The sequence below is a fragment of the Arthrobacter sp. genome (genome assembly GCF_030540645.1).
Taxonomy (GTDB): Bacteria; Actinomycetota; Actinomycetes; order Actinomycetales; family Micrococcaceae; genus Specibacter.
Genome location: NZ_JAUNVV010000002.1, coordinates 24,478 through 42,735 on the forward strand (window position 1 = coordinate 24,478; position 18,258 = coordinate 42,735).

The window sequence follows — 18,258 nt, forward strand, 5'->3', positions numbered from 1 at the left end:
AATTTGTGAATTCGTAAGATCAGCTAATGTATGCATTTTGGGTGATTGCCCCCTACAGCTCCTGCAGTTGCCCTGCCTTGACCGACCAGCGTGTGTCGAGGCGAACATTTTCCAACAGCCGCCTGTCGTGGGTCACCAGCAGCAGCGTTCCCTCGTAGCTGTCCAGCGCCTCCTCCAACTGTTCAATGGCAATCAAGTCAAGGTGGTTGGTGGGTTCATCCAACACCAGCACGTTGACGCCACGTGCTTGCAGCAGGGCCAGGGATGCACGGGTGCGTTCGCCGGGGGAGAGCGCTCCAATCACGCTGGTGACCTGATCCGCTTTAAGCCCAAATTTGGCCAACAGCGTGCGCACCTCGGCTTGATTCATCTCGGGAACCAATGCTTCAAAGGCTGCGCCCAGAGGATCATGTTCCGGAAACTGGCTGCGGGCCTGGTCAATCTCACCGATGGCCACGTTGGCACCCAAGGAGGCGGTTCCGGCGTCGGGCATGGTCCGGCCGAGCAAAAGCCGCAACAGCGTGGACTTGCCAGCGCCGTTGGGGCCGGTGATGCCAATCCGTTCCCCGGCGTTGACCTGTGCCGAGACCGGGCCGAGGGTGAAGCCGCCCTGGCGCACCACGGCGGCGTTCAAGGTGGACACCACTGTGCTGGAGCGCGGTGCCGCACCGATGCTGAACTGCAGCGCCCACTCCTTGCGCGGTTCCTCCACTTCATCCAAGCGGGCGATCCTGGACTCCATCTGGCGCACCTTCTGAGCCTGCTTCTCACTGGATTCGGCGCTGGCGCGGCGACGGATCTTGTCATTGTCCGGATTCTTCTTCATCGCATTGCGCACGCCCTGGGAACTCCATTCGCGCTGCGTCCGGGCACGCCCCACCAAGTCAGCCTTCTTGTCCGCGAACTCGTCGTACGCTTCACGGGCGTGGCGCTTGGCGATGGCGCGCTCTTCCAGGAACGAGTCATAGCCGCCGTCGTACACGGCTACCTTGTTTTGTGCCACGTCCAGTTCCACCACGGAGGTGATGCAGCGGGCCAGGAACTCCCTGTCGTGGGACACCAGCACGACGCCGCCGCGCAGGCCCGTGACGAACTCCTCCAGACGCGCCAGTCCAGCCAGATCCAAATCATTGGTGGGCTCATCCAGCAGCACGATGTCGAAGCGGCTCAGCAGCAGGGCCGCCAGCGAAACCCTTGCTGCTTGACCGCCGGACAGGCCCGTCATGGCTGCCTCGGGGCCCACCTCCAGTCCCAACTCGGCCAGCGTGGCGGGGATGCGTTCGTCAAGATCGGCGGCGCCGCACGCCAGCCAGTGGTCAAGGGCGTCGGCATACTTGTCATCGTCGGCGGAATTGCCGGAGCCCAGCGCATCGGCCGCAGCTTCCATGGTTTCGGTGGCCAGTGTGCAGCCCGTGCGGCGGCCAATGTACGCGGCCACGGTTTCACCCTCAAGACGCTCGTGTTCCTGCGGCAGCCAGCCCACAAACGCATCCTGCGGGGCTGTGCTCACTGTGCCGGCCTGCGGCGTCCCTGCCCCGGCGAGCAAGCCAAGCAGCGTTGACTTCCCGGCACCGTTGGCGCCCACCACGCCGATCACATCGCCCGGGGCCACCGTGAAGGAAAGGTTGTTGAACAAGGTGCGGTGTGCGTGGCCCCCGGAGAGGTCCTTCACGACAAGTGTTGCGCTCATGAATCCATCTTAAGTTGCTTCCGGGGCCGACTCTGACGGCAGTGAGGTGAGCTTGCCGCCGTCGTGCATGGAAGAACTGTTGCCCCGTGTGACGGTGGGATTGAAACTGGGAGCCCTGGGCAGGCAGACTGATGGGCAGAATCAAGAGTTTCGACCACAGGCCCTGGCCGGTCGAGCGGCAACCCTCGCCACCATAGTGGGGTGCCCCAGGTGAGGATTCGACGCCCCGGCACCCGCCGCCGGCGTAAGTATGGCGCGGCATGCGCCTTCCCGAACGAAGGAACACCATGACTGAAACAATCACCCGCAGCGAGATCCCTGAGACCACTGACGCTGCGACGCAGCGCTCGGCCCGTTTGGGTGAAGCAGGGACCGCGTGGGCCAAGCGCATTGGCGCCAAAGCCGAGAACGCGAAGCTGAGCTACAAGGTGACAGGGGTTGGCGTGGGTTCGGTGGCCACGCGCATCAGCGCCGGAAACCACCAGTTCACGGTGGATGAGCCTGCCGCGTTGGCGGGTGACGATGTCGCTGCAAGCCCGGTTGAGTACGCGCTGGGAGCCGTCATTGCATGCCAGGTGGTGGTGTACCGGCTTTACGCCGAGCAATTGGGCATCCAGATCGATGACATCACCATCGACGCCGAAGGCGACCTGGACGTGCGTGGCTTGTTCGGCCTGGACGAGGCCGTGCGCCCCGGCTTCAGTGATATCCGGCTGGCCGTGAGCATTTCCGGCCCCGAATCACAGGAGCGCTATGAGGAACTGGGCCGGACAGTGGAAGCCCGCTGCCCGGTGCAGGACCTTTTCAGCAACACCACGCCGCTGAGCGCCGTCGTCACGAAGGTCTAGCTGCCGGCGCCGGAAGGACTAGCTGCCAGGAGCTTCTGACTCTGCAGTGCGGCCCAGCGACAGCCAGTTCTCCCGGGTGCGCAGGGCCGCGCCGTCGGCGTCTCCTGCGGCTGCCAACGCAATGATCCCGGCATGTGCCGTCACGGAGTGGCGGGCGGCGTGTGAGCTGAAACGCTGTCGCTCCACCCGCCGCACCACCGGCAGCGCAGAATCCAGCACCGTGGGGATCATGTCATTGCCGCACGCGTCCACGAAGACGGCATGAAAGTCGTCATCGGCGGCCAAGGCGGCGTCGACGTCGTCGTTCTTCAAGGCCGCGGCAAACTTGGCATTGGCCGCCGTCATGGACTCCAGCGCAGCATTTTTCAGAACCGGTACGGCAAGGCGCGCAGCGAGTTCGTGCATGGCGGCCACTACCTGCTGCGCGCTGAGCGTCGATTCAGGGTTGAACGGCGCCACGATGGTGGCTCGTCCGGGTTGGGCAATGATCAGCCCGGCCCGTTCCAGCCGCAGCAATGCCTCACGGATGGGGGTGCGGCTCACGCCAAGCCATGCCTCCAGTTCTGGGTCCCGCAACCTTTCGCCCGGAGCAAAAGTGCCGTCCACAATGGCGTCGCGAATGGATTCGTATACGTCGTTGCGCAAGAGTGAACGTTTGTGGATCCCTTGGGGCTGGGGTGTGGGCATGCAACATAGGATATATCGCGCGGCGGCGGGTGGGGCCATTTTTGATGGTGGTGACGCGTCCTGACTGCAGCTGATGCGGGTTGCTGCCATCGGCGTTCGTTCATTCTGCAGCTGATGCGGGTGCTGCGCCTCGGCACCCGCCGGAGCTGCAGTATGGATGCCGTTTTCTACCAGTAAACCCTTGACAGGCTTTAGATTTGCGTATCCAATATATTGCATACGAAAATACTTGTTTCGGCAGCACAACGCCGGCCCAACCTGAAAAGGAATTCCCGTGGCAATCTCTGATTTCGAGCGTTACCCGCTGACCTTCGGCCCCAGTCCCATCCACGACCTGCCGCGACTCAGTAAGCACCTTGGTGGGGCGAAGATCTGGGCCAAGCGCGAGGATGTGAACAGTGGTCTGGCTTTTGGCGGGAACAAGACCCGCAAGCTTGAGTACATCGTCCCGGATGCCATTGCGCAGGGTGCCGATACGCTCGTTTCCATCGGCGGCTACCAGTCCAACCACACCCGCCAAGTTGCCGCCGTGGCTGCAAAGATCGGTATGAAGGCCCGCCTGGTGCAGGAAAACTGGGTGGACTGGCCGGACCCGCTTTCGGACCGTGTCGGAAACATCCAGCTGTCACGCATCATGGGTGCGGATGTCCGTCTTGACGCCGCGGGTTTCGACATTGGCATCCGCAGCAGCTGGGAACAAGCCATCAAGGACGTCGAGGATGCCGGTGGGAAGCCTTACCCAATCCCAGCCGGGGCATCAGAACACCATTTGGGTGGTTTGGGCTTTGCGAACTGGGCCTACGAGGTGGAGGCACAGGAGCAGGAACTGGGCATCTTCTTCGACACCATTGTGGTCTGCACCGTCACAGGCTCCACCCATGCCGGGATGATCGCAGGATTCGCCGGTCAGGACCGGCCGCGCCGCGTCATCGGCATCGATGCGTCCGCCACCATTGAAAAGACCCGCGCCCAAGTGGGGCGGATTGCCCGGCACACCGCGCAACTGATTGGCCTGGATCGGGAACTGCGCGATGATGAGATCACCGTGCTGGAAGGCTGGGCCGGGGACTACTACGGCATCCCCGTCAAATCCACCTTGGACGCCATCCACCTCACCGGCTCGTTGGAGGGGATGATCATCGACCCGGTGTATGAAGGCAAGTCCATGGCCGGGCTGATTGACCTTGTCCGCAGCAAGGACATCCCGGAAACCAGCAATGTACTCTACGCCCACCTCGGAGGTCAGTTGGCCCTCAACGCCTACAGTGGGCTGTTCCGCTAAGGAAGTTTCGGCGACGTTTCTGCAGGCTCGGTTTCGGCCGCCCCAGCCTCGGCAGCCTCAGCGGCAGAGGCTGCCTGTTCGGCCTTGAGCCGTTCCAGTGTGGTGGCATAGTGCTTTTGGCGGCGTGCCTCGATGAGCAGTTCAGTCCAGTAGGCGCTCTCCCTGGCGCCGTCAAAGCAAGCAATCAGAGTGCGGGTGAACCGATTTTTGGGCCTTGCCGCCATCCTGTACTGCAGGCGAGTCATGTGTGCCGCCTGCGGCTTGCGGAAGATCAGCAGCAAGGATGGTCCCAGCCAGAGGAAGTAGCTCAGCAGCGAAAGGAACGCCTGTTCGTTCTGCCACGCCGCCGCCGCGAAGGGAACCACCACCACCATGCCCACCAACACCAACAGAACCAGAGCATAGCCCAGCCCCACGCCGGGGCGGGGGCTGCTGCGGTACAGCGACACGGCTAGGGCAGTCAGGGTGGCTGCGCCAGCAGCAATCACGGTCAGCAAAAGGGCCGAGACGGCAATCCGCGCAGGAGTGAAAGTGCTGTTCAGGATCAGCGAGACCAACGTGAAGACGAAACCGCTGCCGGCCCACAAAAACACCAATCTGACGATCTTCCTTGGCTGCACCGCAATCATGTTGTGCACGGGAACCCCCCACATACGCTCCCAGCGGTACATGTGCAGCCGCATGGAAGTGGTGAGGTGGAAAGCGTCAATTTCGTGTTGCACTGCCGCGTCGCGTTGGCGGACCACGGAGAAGATGACAAGCATCAGGCATAGCATTCCCAAAAAGAACTTCGGGCCGGAATCCGGGTCAGAGGACAGGAAAACCACATTGTGGAGGGCCATCCACATGGTGGCAGCTGCAGAAATTCCCACCAGCAGGGTGAGTAACTCCAGCAGTTCATCCAGAGCCATAACCTGGGACTCGTTGGCCATTCCCAGCGGATTCCTGCCGCTGAACACCAGCGCCACGAGGATGGTTGCCGTGGATCCAATGATCCAACCCAGCGAATCAATGCCAAAGTCAAAGGTGCCCGGGCTGGTGAAGGGGGCCAGAGCCCGCTCGCTGAAACGGGCCCAGACCACGTTCAAATCGCCAAAGCTGGAAATAACGCCAGTGTCGAGGGGGTGGTGAATCTGCAAGATCAAGAGCCAAAGGAGCCAGCCAAGGAATAGCAGGGTGAATATCTGCCGACGTTGGCTGCGCTTCTCCCGGTGGAATTCGGAGATAGCGGCTGTGTTGTGTTCGTGAAGTGCAACCACTAATACCCCCAAATGAACAGGTGCCAACTTGAGCTGATACTACCTGAAAGACACGGTGGAAACCGCTGGGCTTCGCGGTATGGGCGGCTACCCCTGTTGAGCCTGTGGCAATCGGCGTAACGTTGATCGAGGGGGCAGTTTGGGCCGCACGACCTGAACCGGTTCTACTGCTGAAGGAGCGTTGGAGAAGATGCCAGACAAACAGCCGCACCATCACGAACACAAGAAGCTGGACAAGGGTCATGCAATCAAGGCAAAGCGTGCGGAAAAGAAAGCCCGCGGCGCAGTTGACGAATCAGCAGATCCGGTGGCCCACATGACCAAAAAACGCTGACAAACTGCTTCCCCTGGCCCCGCTGCCGGCAGGCATTTTTACCGCTGTGTGATGGTGGTTCATGCGTCTGCATGGAATAACCGGGGCCGGGCAGGAGTTGCAGCAAGCATGAAAAGCATCGGATTTCTTTCCTTTGGGCACTATGGCCCAGACCGCGGATCCCACAGCAATGCGGCTGCTGACGCGCTGCATCAGGCGATCGACCTTTCCGTGGCAGCCGAGGAGCTGGGCATCGACGGAGCTTTCTTCCGTGTGCACCACTTTGCCCGCCAACAGGCCGCACCCTTCCCGCTGCTGGCGGCCATTGCAGCCCGCACCAGCCGGATCGAAATTGGCACGGGCGTCATTGACATGCGTTATGAAAACCCGCTGTACATGGCTGAACAGGCGGCTGCCACCGACCTCATCAGCGACGGGCGCCTGCAACTGGGCGTCAGCAGGGGATCCCCCGAGCCGGCCGCCCACGGTGCAGCAGACTTTGGCCACCACCCGCTCGACGGCGAATCACCTGCCGACATGGCCAGGCGGCACACTGCCGAGTTCCGGCACGCCATCAGCGGCGCAGGCGTTGCCGAAGCTGCCGAACACACCGCGGTGGACCATGGCTCGCTCCCAGGTAAACGGTTGCTGCGCATCGAACCCCAGTCACCTGGCCTTTCCCGGCGCATCTGGTGGGGAGCAGGCTCGCGCGGCACCGCGGTGTGGGCGGCGCGGCAGGGCATGAACTTGATGAGTTCGACGCTGCTCACCGAAGATACCGGCATCCCCTTCGACCAGCTGCAGGCCGAGCAAATACAGCTGTTCCGGGAGGAGTGGGCCGCGGCAGGCCATGATTTCACACCGCGCGTTTCCGTTAGCCGCAGTGTGATTCCCATCGTTGATGATGTGGACAACATGTACTTCGGTCTGCGTGCCCAGGCTGACAGCAGCGACCAGGTGGGTGTGATCGACGGCTTTCTCTCACGCTTTGGGAAGAGCTATATCGGCGATCCTGCGGACATTGCCCGCGACCTATCCGCCGATGCTGCCGTCCAGGCAGCCGACACGCTCATGCTCACTGTGCCAAACCAGCTTGGTGTTGCCTACAACACCAAGCTGCTGGCCAACATTGCCGAGCACATCGCCCCGGCCATCGGGTGGGAACCGGCCATCGCATAAGGCGTTGGAGGGGCAATCCCGGCAGCAGCCAACCGCGGCGAAACGCTGAGCCATGTGCTCAACGGGAGTGCCGCCGTCGTGTTTCTCGGGCCGCCTGCGGCACGTGGCAGTTCCCGCGCGGCGGCGGTGGTAAAATCGGCTGAGGGAAAACCCGAACTTTTTTGCGATACCGGAGCAACACCTGGCCGAATGCATCGCACCAGAAGGCAGTGCATATCGCCTGCCCGCCACCCACGACACGACAGAGTCTGGAATCCATGAGAAGAACACCACGCCGGACCCCGCCCACCTTGGAAGACGGCGCAATGCGCATCGTCGCCCTTGGCGGACTGGGGGAGATCGGCCGCAACATGACCGTCTTCGAATTCGCAGGAAAATTGCTGATTGTTGACTGCGGGGTGCTTTTCCCCGAAGAGCACCACCCGGGCGTCGATCTGATCCTGCCCGATTTCTCCTATCTGAAGGACAGGTGGCAGGACGTTGTCGGCCTGGTCCTGACCCACGGCCACGAGGACCACATTGGCGGTGTGCCGTACCTCCTCAAGGAGCGCGGCGACATCCCGGTCATCTCGGCCAAACTGACCCTGGCCTTCGTGAAGACCAAGCTCGACGAGCACCGGATCAAGGCCAAAATGATCCAGGTCAAGGAAGGCGACCGCCGCAAGTTCGGCCCGTTCGACGTCGAATTCCTGGCAGTGAACCACTCCATCCCGGACGGTCTGGCTGTTGCCATCCGCACACCGGCCGGTCTGGTGCTGGAAACCGGCGACTTCAAGATGGACCAGTTCCCGCTGGACAAGCGCATCACCGATCTGGCTGGCTTTGCCCGCCTGGGCGAGGAAGGCGTGGACCTGTTCCTGCCCGACTCCACCAATGCCGAGGTCCCGGGCTTCCTGGCTGCTGAAGCAGATCTGATTCCGGCCATTGACGCCGTCATGCGCACCGCGCCGCGCCGCGTGGTTGTTTCCAGCTTCGCCAGTCACGTCCACCGCATCCAGCAGATCATCGACTCTGCCCACAAGTACAACCGCAAGATCGCGTTTGTGGGCCGCTCCATGGTGCGCAACATGACCACGGCACGCGAGCTGGGCTACTTGAAGATCCCGCGCGGCATGCTCGTTGACGCCAAGGAATTGGAGAAGATGGCCCCGAACAAGGCCGTCCTCATCTGCACCGGTTCACAGGGCGAGCCCATGGCAGCGCTGGCCCGCATGGCCAACGGTGACCACCAGATCAACCTGACCGAAGGCGACACCGTCCTGCTGGCCAGCTCACTGGTCCCCGGAAACGAGTCCTCGATCTACCGCCTGATTAACGACCTCACCAAGCAGGGTGCCAATGTGATCCACAAGGGCAACGCAAAGGTCCACGTCTCCGGCCACGCCAGTGCGGGCGAGCTCGTGTACTGCTACAATCTGGTGCGTCCGCGCAACGTCATGCCGGTGCACGGTGAATACCGCCACCTCAAGGCCAACGCCGAACTTGCCATCCGCACCGGTGTCGACCCGAAGAAGGCGTTCATTGTTGAGGACGGCACCACCATTGACCTCAAGGACGGCGTGGCGAAGGTGACCGGCAGCGTTCCGGCCGCCTACGTGTATGTGGAGAACATGGTTGCCGGTGCGGCAACTGAGGAATCCCTGCAGGACCGCCTCCGTTTGGGTGCAGACGGTGCCGTTACACTGCTGCTGATTGTCAACCCGGACACCGGCAAGATCGAAGAGGACCCGGAATTCTTCCCGGTGGGCTTCAACTTGACGGCGAAGGACCTGGAAAAGGCCACGGGCATCGTGGAAAAGACCATCTCCGGACTCCGCGGCGAGAAGACAGGACCCGTAGCGGAGAAGACCATTGCCGACTCACTGCTGCGCTGGTCCGACAGGGCGCTGCGCCGCAAGCCGGTCTACACCGTCATCATCGTGGACGCGTAAACCGCACCACTTCTAAAGGGCCTGGATGGAGCCCATGTCCCTTGCGGATGTGGACGCTGCCCGGGCCCTTTGCTGTCTCCGGGCTCATTGTGCCGGCAAAGAAGCAATGTGGGAGGTTTTCGGTGACTACCATCAGAAGCTGATTGATGTCACTGGAGCAGGCGCTCCATCACGTGGTCCCAATGCAGCAGTTCCTGTTCCAAGCGAAGCTGCGGAGCGAACGTGCCGGCCTGCAGTGCCGCATACAAGGCACTTTCTGCTGGGCCCAAGTGCGTCAGTGCGGCATGAGTCGGAGTGTCCTCGCGACCCCAAAAGGCGCGGTGGGCCAGCAGTGTTTGCTGATCCATCAGGATGCTGCGCACGTGCGGGTGGTGGGCACGCAACTGGTCAAGGATGTGGAAGCCATGCGTGTCAATGTCACCCCAATAAAGCACCTCAACATCCTTTAGCCATGCCGCACCCCCGAGCGCCGCAAAGCCATATCCGCCACCAAAAACTGCCAGCGCCCGGGGAGTAGTGGGCAGCGCTAAGAAGTTGACCAGATTCTCGGTGGCGATGACACGGTCCATGTCCAGTTGCAGGGCAGCGAATCCCGCAGCCGTCACTTCCACGTCCGCCATGCCGGGTACAGGTATCTGGGTGGGGTCTAAAAACCGGATCCGGACCCTGTCCGGTGCTGCCAAGAAGCCGTGCCGGCGGGCATAATTCTTCCCGGACAGCACCCGTTCCGGTGCCAGGGTTGAAATCATCTCGTCGATGATCCGACGGTGAGTTTCCACGAATTTGGTGTGCACACCCGGAAGTGTCAATTGCCTCAGGTGGATTCCCGGATGCGGGTTGGCCGCCAGCCAGATGGCCACACGGGCCGCAACCAACGCGTCCTCACCCTGCCTGAGTAGTTCAAGCGGTCGGCGTAATGTCCAAGCCGACAACCCGGCGTCGAGATTCATCACGCGCTCCCGAAGTTCCGCAAACCTGGCTGCCTTATGGCTCAGCCCCAGAAACGTGATCTCGTCGGCCGCACTGCCAAATACGGCGGCCGACGGCACTGTGTTTGCCCCGATGGTGTTCGCTCCAACGGAGATGCGCTCCAATGAACCCCCTCTCAACCCCTGTTCCCAAGAGGAGGCCCATGCCGCTGCCAAGGCGTAGTCAGTCCGCAACTGGGTGGCACTGGGATGCCTGATGGCACGACGGCGAGGATGCAGTCCTGATGGTGCGCCCATCTCGCGCAGCAGCTCACCATTGTTCCAAGACCGAAGCGAAGCAGCCCGGACATCTGCCGGGGTGCTCCACAGGTGGGGGTCAGCTGCCACGTTTGTCCCGCTCCGCCCGGTATTCTTGAATTGTCATGTTGCGCAGCTGGGAATCTTCTCCTGACCCGTTGGCCACGAAGCCCACATTGGCCACATTGGCCACAAACGGCTCAATAACATGGATTTTTTGCAGCGGTGTGACAATGAGCAGCTGGAGCTTGAGCCGCTTGAACAGTTCCAACCCGTACTTGGCAGATTCGTCGGAGCCACGGCCAAATGCCTCGTCAATGACAACGAAACGGAAGGAACGCTGGTTGCCCGGACCGGCCGCGATGCCAAACTGGAACGCCAGGGCAGCAGCCAAGATGGTGTAGGCCAGCTTCTCTTTTTGACCACCGGACTTGCCACCGGAATCCGTGAAGTGTTCGTGTTCCTCACCCGTTTCGGTCCACTTTTCTGAAGCGGAGAACGTAAACCAGTTACGCACATCAGTGACCTTGGCGGTCCAGCGCTCGTCAAGGTTGGTCAAGCCAACCCTGCCGCGAAAGCGCTCCACCAGGGCCTCAACCTGCAGGAATTTCTGTTCAGAGTACTGCTGCTCCAGAGCGCCGATGGAGCCTTCCGAACAGGCCCGCAGCTCCGCACCGAACTCGCGCACCTCGGCGTCGGAGGTTGGCTGTGGTTCCAGCTGGATGTGCCGGCCCGGGTTGTACTCGATCCGTGCCAGAGACTGGTTGATTTCGTCGATGCGGGAGACGATGTCCTGCCGGCGGGAATCGAGGAACGCGTTGAAGGCCACGATCTCATGGATGGTATTTTGCGTGAGGGATTCCTTGAACCTCTCGGCAAAGCGGGGGAGGTCATTATCCACCAACTGCTCCAGGATTATGTTGAAATCCCCGGCGGCCTCCAGCGACGCATCCAGCTCGGTGGTCTCTGCCGGATACTTGTTCCGGAAATCCACCATGAAACGGATGGTGATCTCTGCCGCCCGGATCACTTGTTTGTTTACGGCGTCGATGGTCGCCGTCAGTTTATCCCTGACTTTGCTTTCCATCCTTGCCGTGTTCTTGTACGTCAGTACCTCAGCCCCGAATGCCGCCTCAACCAAGGTGTCCAGCTCAGCAAGCATGCTGGTTCCGGACGTTAGGGGCGCGCTAGCGAGGGAATCCTGGCAGTCGGCGATCTGCTCTGTAATGGCGTTGATCTCTGCCGTGTGGGAACCGATGCGGCGGTCCAATGCACTGAGTTTGTCATTGGCCTTTGCCAGCCGCAGACCCGTTGCGGATTCGCGTTCCGTGAGCTCGCGCAAGATGTCGGTGGAGGACTCCAACGCTGATTTTTCGTGGGCCAAGTCTTCCATGGTCCTAGCCGTGGTGCGCCAGTCCAAGCTGGAAAAGCCAGCGATGGCAGACACCGTGCCAATGAGCTGCTGCTGGCGTCCTAGATTTCCCAGTTGGGAATCGATGCGGCCTAACCCGTCGGTAGCCGTGCGAACTTGTCCCTCCGCTTTGTCCATAGCGGCGCGGAGCCGGGCAATTTTATCGTGGTTGTCCCAGCCCAGGACATAGTTGGAGCGGTCAGTGAGTTCCTTGCGGTCGTCCTTCTCGTGCCGCCCTCCGCCACCCTTAAGCTGGCCGTTGATGGACAGCGCCTTCGGATAGCGGCGGAAGTCTGCCATGGTTTCGCAGCACTGGTGGTCAAAGCGGCGACCCAGTTCGTTGAGCAGAAAATCCCGGAAGCTGGTACCGGGTTTGATGCTGATCTTCCCCGCCAACGTATCCACAGCGGCGGAGGACGAGGCGGGTTTCTCACCCACTTTCAGGTAGACCAGCCGAGCCCTCAGATTATGGCTGTCAACCCACTCGCTGACGGCCGGGTAGTGCCCATCGGTCACCAACAATGACAGCGCGAAGCCATGCAGGGTGCGTTCGGCCGCACCTTCCCATGCGGACTCGGATTCACGCACGCGCAGCAGTTCCCCGGCAAACGGCAGCTCCGCTTCCGGGATGCCGGTTCCGTCGCACAGTTTCTTGCGCAGCGCGATGAGCCAAGCCGGAAGTAAATTCTGCCGATTCAGCAGGCTCTTCAACTCGGACTTGTGGTCCCCGGCCAGCTCGGAAGCCTCGGCACGCTGACGATCCAGGACGGTTCGCTGTTTCTGCAACTCCGTGTTGGCTTCGAACAGCCGTTTCTCGACCCCGGGCAGGGCTACCGCGTTGGCGTCGAAGACCACTTGGTCCTCGGGCTCGAACAAGCCGAGGACCGTTGCTGCCTCTGAATAGGATGTGTAGCGCTGGCGCTGAGCTGAAGAATCGATGGCCAAGCGGGCCAGCTCGCCTTCGATGGCGGCGATACGGCCGCCGCCGCTGTTGCGGATGTCATCGCGGAGATCGGCCAGTTCACGGTTGAGGCTGCCGACTGTGGCCGTCAGTGTGTTTCGTTCCGAAGTGACCTTGGCTGCAGCGTGTTGCACCTCTTGCAAATGTGCCTCGCTCAACTCCAACCTCTTTGTGGTGAACCACGGTGAGAGCTGTTCGCGTTGCCCGTGGGCGCGGGCATAGTCGGCCGTGAGAGTTTGGTGGCGCTCGGCATTGTGCCGGACGGGTTCCAACATCCGGATCTGGTCCTTGGCCTGCAGGACGGCGTCGTGGGCCTTCTTTAAGTCGTCGAAGTGGTGCAACAGATTCTTGATGCGTGTATCAACATCGTCTTCTTCAAGCATGTTGGTGCGCACAAAGTGGGTGATGTTCTCCACCTGTTTCATGGAGACCGTGCGGTGGAACAAGTCCATGGCCTGGGCTGAACCGATGCCAAAGTGGCGCTTGAAGGCGGCGGCATACTTTTCAAAAACGTCAAAGACCGACACTCCGCCATCACGCAGCCTTCGCTTGAGCTTGGCCATGTCGGTGCCAAAGTCGGAGAAATCCGCCTTGATGCTTTGCTCGCCTTCGGCAATGGAGTAGAAGCGGGTGGGCTGCCCCGCCTCCTGCGTTGCCCACAGCGTGATGGCCAGGCTGACGGTCTTGTCCAAGGCCGCATTGTGAAAAATGCCCAGCACGACGGTGAAGGTGCCCGGGCCGCGGAGTGCAACCGGGCGTGAGGTGTCGCCAATGCCGCTGCGGGCGCTCTTGTGAAAGCCGCGCACATAGGACATGAGGCTGCGTTCCTTCTTTTGCGCCCCAGCGGCCTTGTTGTATTCGATCCTGTTTGCTGGAAGCAACAGCGTGGTGATGGCGTCGACAATGGTGGACTTGCCGGAGCCGATGTCACCTGTGAGCAGGCTGTTTTCACCACCGAGCCGGAACGTGCGCACATCCTTGTTAAAGGTGCCCCAGTTCAGTAGTTCCAAACGGTGCAGCCGGAATCCTGGACGCGCGCCGGCGTCGTCCTCGGTCAGGTCATCCAGGCTAAACAGACCTGGCTGGGTCTGGGTGCTCATGCGGTGGCCCTTTCGGAATGGTTGCCGGTGAGTGCAGAACGGTAGTCGGCAAGCCGGGCGTCGAATTCTTCCAGCCACTGGGCGTCCACGTAGGCCTTGAGAATGCGCGCCACTTCGAAGGTCTGTTCCTGGCCACGCAGTTTGCGCAGGAAGCCCAGTTCAGTGATCTTTTTGATATTGGTGGCCAGCTGGTCTTGGATGCGGGCTTCATTGCTCGATTCGGGCAGGAAGACAGAGACCATGTCCCCGATTTGTTCCGCAGTCAGAATGAGGCGGGTATCGCTATTTTGCGTATCAAACTCGGAGAGCCGGGCGCGCAACAACGCCAGCAGCAGGCTGACATTGAACGTTAGCTGGCGGCGGGGGATGAGCCGGGGCAGCTCGGGATCGGCGTCGGGACTGGACCGGAGGAAGGCATACCCCTCGGTATCGTCGATAACCAGTTCCAGGCCCAGCACGGCCACATAGTCACGTGCCTGTGCGGAGATTTCCAAGAGACGCTGCCAGAGTTTCTCATCTGACTCGCGATACACTACGCCTTTAAAAAGCTTGGTGATGGCCAGGGGTAGGCCGTCCGGAGCCTTGGCAGCTTCGGGGGAGTGCCCACCTTCGGGCATGGTCTTGTCGTCGTTCAGGGCTGGGTTCATGATGGCCTTACGAAGATGATCTGGTCCACAGTGGCCTCGCGCAGGCTGCCGTCGGGCAAGGTCCAGGACAGTGTTTGGGAACGGTCGGAGTTGATGGTGGCCCACATCGATTCGGAGGCCAACTGGAAGTAGGTGACGAGTTCGGCCAGGCCCTGGCTGAGCGGGTAGGCATCGGTGATGTCCGCCAACGTTGCCTGCCCCGCTTCGGTCACGACGGCGTCGATGTTGCCTGCCAGCCGCTGAGGATCAACATGGAACTGTGTGAAGAGTGCGTTTGCGTCCACGTCCAAGTCCTCGGCGACGCCGACGCCGTCGTGGATGGCAATCTGCCTGCTCGGCTCATAGAGAGGACGCTCGAAGGGGAGTGCAACGGGGACGTCATGGCCGGATAGATCGGCGAAGGTGCCCGATGGCGGGTTGGTCCGGACTGCAACAGAGCTGGACTCGATACTGCGAATCAGAGCCATGATGCGTTTGTTTTCCAAGTAGACCTTGTCATCGAGCAGTCGCCGGATTTGAGCGGAGAGCTGGCGGACAGTGGCCTGGGTTTGTTCGACGGCGGGCAGCCAGTCCTTCTGCATGGACGTGATTGATTGCAGTCCATCCTGGTTGGTGAGAGCCTCGATCCGGGTAGCGCGATCCAGGAGTTCGTGGAGTTCGGAGCGCAGTGCCGGGGACATGAGGTAGTCCCAGAAGCCTTGGAAAGTGCGTCCCTGCAAGGATCCGCTGATGTCCTGCTGGGAGGAGAAGATTGACTCAAGAAGATCGCCCTGGCTTCCTTCCCACATGGAAATTTGTTCGCGGAGATTCCGGTCCAGCTTCCGGAAGTTCGTTTCGACTTCGCGGAAGTCAGCGAGAAGGTCCTTGGCCTGCGTCGTGAGCTGGTGGAAGTGGTCTATCGCTTCCGGGCTGCTCATGACAGGAACGTCGCCGGAGCGGATCTGCTGCATTTGGGCGTCGATGTCATCGCGTTGGCGCTGTAGTTCCGCCAGCCTCTCCTCGGGGTCTGTTTCCGAGCCATGAACCAGGGTCTTGAGCAGGTTGAAGATGCTGGAAAGGCGCGACTGCGTGGGGACAAAATCGCGGCCCCGCAGGGCCTCCACCCAGCGGATTACGTCCTCGGTGGCTGCCGTGAGGTCGTAGACAGGTTCGTCTTGTTTGTCTGTGTAAAACTTCCGCAGCCACGCTTTCCCTGGTTCCGCCCAGTCGTCCAGATACTCGGCGGCGGTGCGCGGGAACCGGTCCTCACCGAGGGAGTCACGCAGACTGAAGAGGACGTCCTCCAGCACGTCGATCAGGTCCTGCCGACCCAAGTTGCGCTGGTTGGGAACGGTGAAGGCAGACATGAAGAACGTCAGTGCCAAAGGTGCGTTTTGGGCACGCAGCAGCGACCATCCCGCGCTAGCTTCACGCAGGGAATTGATCGAAAAGTAGTCCACGGCGCCGCTCCCAAGCCTCTAACTGGATCCATGAACAATCGTAGGCGCAAGAGGTGACAAACGTTGATTGTTGCCCCGCTGCTATTCGGTGCGTGGACCGATGTGAGGCGCTCGTGACCTGGTTGGCGGTACTAGTTCTCGGCGTCGAGCTGAGCCAAGGCCGCGTCGGCTTCCGAGAAGTCAACCAAGCCGTTGTCCCGAAGCCATTCGATGGATCGAACAGTCATGACTTTGTCATGGAACGTGTACCACTGGGGCAATAAGTCCGGGAGTTGGTGGACTGCGTTCTTGAAATGTCGGAACGGTTTGCTGCGCTCGATTGCGTGGGTGAGCTGGGCCCGGTGGCTGCTCTCCGCAACGGTGGCGATGAACTTCTCCATGTCCCTGAATGCCTCGTAGGAATCGATGGTGTCGATGCGCACACCATCACGGCTCTCCACATCCCAGCCTTCGGCCTCAGCCTCATCGGCCACTCCTTCGGCCCACAGTTCAATGCTGCCATTGGCAGGATCCACCCAAAAGAATGTTTCATAATCCTCGAAGTGGTTTTCCAGCGCCATGGCCAGCTGTTCAAGATCGAATTTCTCCAAAGGCAACATGGCAGGACTCCTTAGGGCGGTACTTGAAATCTTGGGATGCCTAGGACACCAATGTTTCTCCTTGGCACGGAATAAGGCAAGGGGCTGTTGGCGCCCGAATCACTGGCGGTTCCTGGTGCTAATGGAATGCCCGAATGCCGGTGATGTGGTTGCCCAGGATCAACGTGTGGACTTCATCCGTGCCTTCGTAAGTGCGCACCGACTCAAGATTGTTCGCGTGACGCAACGGCGAATGATCCAAGGTGATGCCGTTGCCACCCAAAATTGAACGGGCCTCGCGGCAAATGCCGATGGCTTCACGGCAGTTGTTCAACTTGCCCAGCGAGATGGCCTCCGCAGTCAGCGTCCCGGCGTCCTTCATGCGGCCAGTGTGGATGGCAAGCAGGGTCCCCTTCTGGATCTCCATCAGCATATTGACAAGTTTTTGCTGGGTGATTTGGTAGGAAGCCAGCGGTTTGCCGAACTGCAACCGCTCCAAGGAGTACGCCAAGGCGGCCTCGTAGCTGTCGCGGGCAGCACCCATGACACCCCAAACGATCCCGAACCGTGCCTCGTTCAGGCAGGAAAACGGACCACGAAGCCCCCTGGCGCCTGGAAGCAGGGCATCGTCAGGCAGACGCACATCGTCCAGATGAACATCGCATTGGATGGAGGCCCGCATGGACAGCTTGGCGTCGATCGGAACTGCTGAAAAGCCTGGCGTTTCCGTCGGCACCAGGAAGCCGCGCACGCCGTCGTCCGTTTGCGCCCAAATCACCGCAACGTGGGCAATGGAGGCCATCCCGATCCACCGCTTGGCCCCGTTGATCACCCAGTCCGTGCCGTCGCGCCGGGCAAAGGTGGCCATGGCTGACGGGTCGGAACCTGCTGTGGGCTCCGTCAATCCGAAGCAGCCGATGATGCGGCCCTGCGCCATGCCCGGCAGGTAACGGTTCTTCTGCTCTTCCGTACCCCACTTGTGGATGGCACTCATGGCCAGGGAACCTTGCACACTGACAAACGTGCGCAAACCTGAGTCGCCAGCTTCCAACTCCATGGCGGCAATTCCATATTCGACGGCGGAGCGTCCCGGGCAGCCGTAGCCGGACAGCTGCATGCCCAGCAAGCCCAACGCCCCCAGCTCCGCGGCGATCTCGACAGGAAAAACAGCGTCCTCATACCAGGCAGCGATGTTTGGCCGGATCCGCACGTTGACAAAGTCGCGGACCTTCTCGCGAAGGGCCAGCTCATCGGTGCTGAGCAGGGTGTCCAGGCAGAGCACATCGGAGCGGCTGGCAGGAAGTGCAGGAATCGGGGTGTTCATGGTTTGTCTCCGGGGGTTGGCTGAGGATTCTGGAAGCTGGAACTGGCAAACGGCTCGACAACCGACCCTTCTGCCGGCATGCCCACAGCCACGTTGCGGGACTCTTTGGCGTCGTGGGGCCACTCGCGGGAGTGGCGAAAGACCATGGCCAGGTGCGACCGTCGGGCAGAGTGGTCGGCTTCACTGTCGGGCACAGCTACGACGACGCCTGCGGAAGGCGCCAGAATGTCCCCGCCAAAACCGATGAACCGTTCGGGGGGTTCGGTGGCGAGGAATGTGCGCCAGTCCCGATGGCGGGCTGTCCGCCGCTGTGGGTCCACGGCGACAAAATCGGTGGAGTGGCTGGCGCCGGGCAACTCAGTGCCATGGCTTGGAATCCGACG

The 18,258-nt window shown here is 61.2% G+C and carries 15 protein-coding genes and 1 riboswitch; of the genes, 5 read left to right on the forward strand and 10 right to left on the reverse strand.

Going from position 1 to position 18,258, the window contains the following annotated elements:
• Positions 1-52: 52 nt before the first annotated feature.
• Complete coding sequence (locus tag Q4P21_RS00800; protein WP_303386968.1) at positions 53-1,690, reverse strand: ABC-F family ATP-binding cassette domain-containing protein; 1,638 nt, start codon at positions 1,688-1,690, stop codon at positions 53-55.
• A 139-nt stretch (positions 1,691-1,829) separates the two neighbouring features.
• Positions 1,830-1,947, forward strand: a riboswitch (SAM riboswitch).
• Positions 1,948-1,977: 30 nt separating this feature from the next.
• Between Q4P21_RS00800 and Q4P21_RS00805 the strand changes: the two genes are divergently transcribed.
• Positions 1,978-2,538: an OsmC family protein gene (locus tag Q4P21_RS00805; RefSeq protein ID WP_303386969.1), complete on the forward strand. Its 561-nt coding sequence runs from the start codon at positions 1,978-1,980 to the stop codon at positions 2,536-2,538.
• Positions 2,539-2,556: 18 nt separating this feature from the next.
• Here Q4P21_RS00805 and Q4P21_RS00810 read toward each other — a convergent pair whose 3' ends face one another.
• Positions 2,557-3,225, reverse strand: a complete 669-nt coding sequence (locus tag Q4P21_RS00810; protein WP_303386970.1) for a GntR family transcriptional regulator — start codon at positions 3,223-3,225, stop codon at positions 2,557-2,559.
• Between the two features lie 274 nt (positions 3,226-3,499).
• Between Q4P21_RS00810 and Q4P21_RS00815 the strand changes: the two genes are divergently transcribed.
• A complete protein-coding gene (locus Q4P21_RS00815; protein WP_303386971.1) occupies positions 3,500-4,507 on the forward strand; it encodes a 1-aminocyclopropane-1-carboxylate deaminase in 1,008 nt (335 codons plus the stop codon).
• Here the strand turns inward: Q4P21_RS00815 and Q4P21_RS00820 are convergent.
• Entirely contained in the window at positions 4,504-5,766 is a 1,263-nt protein-coding gene (locus tag Q4P21_RS00820; RefSeq protein WP_303386972.1) for a hypothetical protein, read from the reverse strand. The genes Q4P21_RS00815 and Q4P21_RS00820 overlap by 4 nt on opposite strands.
• Before the next feature lie 190 nt (positions 5,767-5,956).
• On the opposite strand from Q4P21_RS00820, the gene Q4P21_RS00825 reads away from it, so the two are divergent.
• The 3 genes from Q4P21_RS00825 to Q4P21_RS00835 all read left to right on the forward strand — a co-directional run bounded on the left by Q4P21_RS00825 (position 5,957) and on the right by Q4P21_RS00835 (position 9,189).
• Positions 5,957-6,100, forward strand: a complete 144-nt coding sequence (locus Q4P21_RS00825) for a hypothetical protein (protein ID WP_207344658.1) — start codon at positions 5,957-5,959, stop codon at positions 6,098-6,100.
• A 108-nt stretch (positions 6,101-6,208) separates the two neighbouring features.
• The gene (locus Q4P21_RS00830; protein ID WP_303386973.1) at positions 6,209-7,258 is read left to right on the forward strand and encodes an LLM class flavin-dependent oxidoreductase; all 1,050 of its coding nucleotides are present in this window, start codon (positions 6,209-6,211) and stop codon (positions 7,256-7,258) included.
• A 257-nt stretch (positions 7,259-7,515) separates the two neighbouring features.
• A complete protein-coding gene (locus Q4P21_RS00835; protein WP_303386974.1) occupies positions 7,516-9,189 on the forward strand; it encodes a ribonuclease J in 1,674 nt (557 codons plus the stop codon).
• A 149-nt stretch (positions 9,190-9,338) separates the two neighbouring features.
• On the opposite strand, the gene Q4P21_RS00840 is transcribed toward Q4P21_RS00835, so the two are convergent.
• The 7 genes from Q4P21_RS00840 to Q4P21_RS00870 all read right to left on the reverse strand — a co-directional run bounded on the left by Q4P21_RS00840 (position 9,339) and on the right by Q4P21_RS00870 (position 18,231).
• On the reverse strand, positions 9,339-10,505 hold the full coding sequence (locus Q4P21_RS00840; RefSeq protein ID WP_303386975.1) for a Wadjet anti-phage system protein JetD domain-containing protein: 1,167 nt from the start codon (positions 10,503-10,505) through the stop codon (positions 9,339-9,341).
• On the reverse strand, positions 10,495-13,887 hold the full coding sequence (locus Q4P21_RS00845; protein ID WP_303386976.1) for an ATP-binding protein: 3,393 nt from the start codon (positions 13,885-13,887) through the stop codon (positions 10,495-10,497). Before Q4P21_RS00845 ends, Q4P21_RS00840 begins: the two co-directional genes overlap by 11 nt.
• Positions 13,884-14,534 carry a DUF4194 domain-containing protein gene (locus tag Q4P21_RS00850; protein ID WP_303386977.1) on the reverse strand — a complete coding sequence of 217 codons (651 nt, stop codon included), beginning with the start codon at positions 14,532-14,534 and terminating at the stop codon, positions 13,884-13,886. Before Q4P21_RS00850 ends, Q4P21_RS00845 begins: the two co-directional genes overlap by 4 nt.
• Positions 14,531-15,973 carry a DUF3375 domain-containing protein gene (locus Q4P21_RS00855; RefSeq protein WP_303386978.1) on the reverse strand — a complete coding sequence of 481 codons (1,443 nt, stop codon included), beginning with the start codon at positions 15,971-15,973 and terminating at the stop codon, positions 14,531-14,533. The genes Q4P21_RS00850 and Q4P21_RS00855 overlap by 4 nt, the downstream gene beginning before the upstream one ends.
• A gap of 131 nt (positions 15,974-16,104) precedes the next feature.
• The gene (locus Q4P21_RS00860; protein WP_303386979.1) at positions 16,105-16,572 is read right to left on the reverse strand and encodes a UPF0158 family protein; all 468 of its coding nucleotides are present in this window, start codon (positions 16,570-16,572) and stop codon (positions 16,105-16,107) included.
• Positions 16,573-16,690: 118 nt separating this feature from the next.
• Complete coding sequence (locus Q4P21_RS00865; protein ID WP_303386980.1) at positions 16,691-17,875, reverse strand: acyl-CoA dehydrogenase family protein; 1,185 nt, start codon at positions 17,873-17,875, stop codon at positions 16,691-16,693.
• Positions 17,872-18,231, reverse strand: coding sequence for a hypothetical protein (locus Q4P21_RS00870; protein ID WP_303386981.1), 360 nt, complete (start codon positions 18,229-18,231; stop codon positions 17,872-17,874). Before Q4P21_RS00870 ends, Q4P21_RS00865 begins: the two co-directional genes overlap by 4 nt.
• Positions 18,232-18,258 lie beyond the last annotated feature (27 nt).